We start from the raw sequence: 3,658 nt of genomic DNA, 5'->3' as shown, positions 1-3,658 counted from the left end.
GAAACTTGATACGAAACTTGCGCCAAGATTAACACCAAAATCAGCACCAAACCTTACTATTTTTATTAACCAAATTTAACAAACCATAAGACCCATATGAACACCCAACAAGCCACAAACACCCCACAAACCACCGCCCTAACACTCAAAGACATCGCAAATCCCAGCCAAACTCGTGTGATTGTCGGTATGTCAGGCGGCGTGGACAGCTCCGTTTCTGCCGCTTTATTAAAAGAAGCAGGCTTTATCGTGGAAGGCTTGTTCATGAAAAACTGGGAAGAAGATGACGGCACCGAGTACTGCACCGCCATGGAAGATTTGGCGGACGCACAAGCAGTATGCGATACGCTCGGCATCACCTTGCACACCGCCAATTTTTCGGCAGAATATTGGGATAACGTCTTTGAACATTTTTTGGCAGAATATGGCGCAGGACGCACGCCAAACCCTGATATTTTGTGCAACAAAGAAATCAAATTTAAGGCGTTTTTGGATTATGCCACAACCTTAGGCGCAGATTTTATCGCCACAGGGCATTACACACGTCGCAGCCACGCCTTTGGAGCGGACGGCAAAACCGTTGCCAACTTGCTGCGTGGACTTGATGGCAACAAAGACCAAAGCTATTTTTTACACGCTGTAGCGGGTGATAAAATCGCCAAAACGCTGTTTCCTGTGGGCGAACTTGAAAAACCCGCCGTGCGTGCGATTGCCGAAAAATACGGACTTGCCACCGCCAAGAAAAAAGACTCCACAGGCATTTGTTTTATTGGCGAGCGTAAATTTAAGGACTTTTTGCAAACCTATCTACCCGCCAAAAAAGGCGACATTTACACCGATGACGGCATTAAAATCGGCACGCACGATGGGCTGATGTATTACACGCTTGGACAGCGTGGCGGCATTGGCATTGGCGGCGTGGCAAATCGCCCTGAAAGTCCGTGGTTTGTACTACAAAAAGACCTTGAAAATAACCGCTTAATTGTCGGTCAAGGCCACGAACACCCTTTGCTGCTTAGCCAATCCTTGCAAGCCACCAAAATTGACTGGGTGGCAGGCGCACCTAAGGCGATTTTTGATGACGGCTTTAAATGCACTGCCAAAACTCGCTACCGCCAGCCAGACCAAAACTGCACCGTCTTTGCCGATGATGACGGCTTAAAAGTGATGTTTGACGAACCGCAGCGTGCGGTAACACCGGGGCAATCGGTGGTGTTTTATGATGGCGATGTGTGCTTGGGTGGCGGGGTGATTGAAAGCATTGTGCTTGCGTGATGACTTGAGCTTGCCGCGCTTACGAACGGTTTTTTAATTAAACACCGTTTTAAGCACTCTTTAAGCAACTGCCAATAAATAAAAAAATGCGATGTGTCAATGCCATCGCATTTTTTATGCCGAAAATTTAGCTTATGCCAAATTCGCCAAATTGCGTCAATTTACCAAAACCAGCCAAACACTTAAACCCATCTGCTCAAAACTTCGCCTAAAATTGCAAAGCCTTTTGCGCACGCACTCGGCGGTAGATGGCGATTGCGTCATTTTCACCAATTTGCGCAAGCGGAATAATCGCATACCAAGCGCCAAGCTGCACACTCAAATAACGCTCATCAAGGGTGATTTTTTGCACTTTTTGCCACGCCCAGTGCTTGGTTTTGCCATTCATCGTCTCTGTAATGCCATCTCTATCAATCATCATCAGTGCAGGACGACACCAAAATGACAGCACCGCCAGCATCAGCCCATATATCAAAAACACCGCAATCATCACGCCAAATGCTGCCAAAAGCGCTGCGCCATTTGCGCCATCACGCAAAGCACCAATCATGATAACCACCATCAGTGCCGTAAAAAGCGAATTGCTAAAAAATCTATCCATGATAAACCCATGCAATTCTCGCACCGTCAAATGATAATTGATATTCAAAGGCAGGTGATAGTCTTGGGCAAGCTGACTGGATTGCAGATTAGGCTGCGGATTAGCTGAATAATGATTTGGCATAAAATTTCCTTTTTAGTTATGGCATTTGCTTGTGATGATTGATTGTGATAATTAGCGCACAAACCAACCTTAGCACAAACGCACACTTTTGCCAAATTGGCACACATGATTTTACATAAAACCAACGCACGCCAACAAACTGGCAAAAACTGCGGCAAAATTCCCAAAAAGTGATAAATTTGTTATAATAAGCACGCTTTACACTTTTATTTTCACTTGGTTTTCAGCTTTAAGGAAATTTCATGTCTTTATCAGCCCTTACCGCCCTATCTCCGCTTGATGGTCGCTACGCCGCCAAATGCGATGCACTGCGCCCTTTTTTGTCTGAATTTGGTCTGATTCATGCGCGCGTTACCGTAGAAGTTCGCTGGCTGCAGGCGCTTGCCAATCACGCACAAATTGGCGAGATTGCGCCTTTTTCTGCCGAAACGAACGCGCGCCTTGACGCCATCGTGGCTGAATTTAGCGAAGCGGATGCCGAGCGCATCAAAGAGATTGAGCGCACCACCAACCATGACGTAAAAGCGGTAGAATATTTCCTAAAAGAAAAAATCGCTGACATTGCCGAGCTACAAAACGCAGGTGAGTTTATCCATTTTGCCTGCACGTCAGAAGACATCAACAACCTATCGCACGCACTCATGCTAAAATCTGGCAGAGACGTGCTGCTTGGCAGTATGCAGCGCATTGTGGACGAGATTGCCGCGCTTGCCAATACGCACGCTGAGCTGCCAATGCTGTCGCGCACACACGGTCAAACCGCAAGCCCGACCACGCTTGGCAAAGAAATGGCAAACGTCGCCTACCGCCTAGCACGCCAAATCAAGCAATTCAAAGAAGTAGAACTGCTTGGTAAAATCAATGGCGCAGTTGGCAACTACAACGCCCACCTGTCCGCCTATCCACAAATTGACTGGGCAGCGCACGCACAAAGTTTTGTAACATCGCTGGGTCTGACTTTCAACCCATACACCACGCAAATCGAGCCGCACGATTATATGGCAGAGCTGTTTGACGCTTTGCGCCGTTTTAACACCATTTTGATTGACTTTAACCGTGATGTGTGGGGCTACATTTCACTGGGTTATTTCAAGCAAAAACTTAAAGAAGGCGAAGTTGGCTCATCAACCATGCCGCACAAAGTCAATCCGATTGATTTTGAAAACTCAGAAGGCAACCTAGGCATCGCCAACGCTGTGCTTGCGCATTTGGGCGAAAAATTGCCAATCAGCCGCTGGCAGCGTGATTTGACCGACAGTACCGTCCTGCGTAACATGGGCGTGGGCTTTGCCCAAAGCCTCATCGCCTTTGATGCGTGCCTAAAAGGCATTGGCAAGCTGGAAGTCAATCCGCAGCGTTTGGCAGAAGACTTAGACCTTGCCCAAGAAGTGCTGGCTGAGCCAATCCAAACCGTCATGCGCCGCTACAACGTAGAAAAACCGTACGAAAAACTAAAAGCCCTGACGCGCGGTCAAGCCATGACGCGTGAAATGATGGTGGATTTCATCAATGGTAATGAGCTTACAGCCGTGCCAGAAGCCGACCGTGCGCGCCTTGCCCAGATGACGCCAGCCACTTACACAGGCAGCGCCAGCGCGCAAGCCAAAGCACTGAATGAGCATTTGGCAAAGCTAAAATAATCGGCTATTTTCAAAACCC

General features: G+C 47.8%; 3 protein-coding genes. 2 read left to right on the top strand and 1 reads right to left on the bottom strand.

What is annotated here, in order from left to right; all coding sequences use genetic code 11:
* Nucleotides 1–96 precede the first annotated feature (96 nt).
* Entirely contained in the window at nucleotides 97–1,275 is a 1,179-nt protein-coding gene (mnmA, locus tag B0181_RS10920; protein ID WP_078277522.1) for a tRNA 2-thiouridine(34) synthase MnmA, read from the top strand.
* 208 nt (nucleotides 1,276–1,483) lie between these two features.
* Here mnmA and B0181_RS10915 read toward each other — a convergent pair whose 3' ends face one another.
* A complete protein-coding gene (locus B0181_RS10915; RefSeq protein ID WP_078277521.1) occupies nucleotides 1,484–1,999 on the bottom strand; it encodes a YcxB family protein in 516 nt (171 codons plus the stop codon).
* Between the two features lie 242 nt (nucleotides 2,000–2,241).
* Here B0181_RS10915 and purB point away from each other — a divergent pair, with 242 nt between their 5' ends.
* Nucleotides 2,242–3,639 carry an adenylosuccinate lyase gene (gene purB / locus B0181_RS10910; protein WP_078277520.1) on the top strand — a complete coding sequence of 466 codons (1,398 nt, stop codon included), beginning with the start codon at nucleotides 2,242–2,244 and terminating at the stop codon, nucleotides 3,637–3,639.
* Nucleotides 3,640–3,658 lie beyond the last annotated feature (19 nt).

It is taken from the genome of Moraxella caviae, assembly GCF_002014985.1.
Lineage (GTDB): Bacteria > Pseudomonadota > Gammaproteobacteria > Pseudomonadales > Moraxellaceae > Moraxella > Moraxella caviae.
The sequence above is the reverse complement of the archived record's forward strand: the minus strand, read 5'-3'. Positions and strand labels throughout refer to the sequence as shown.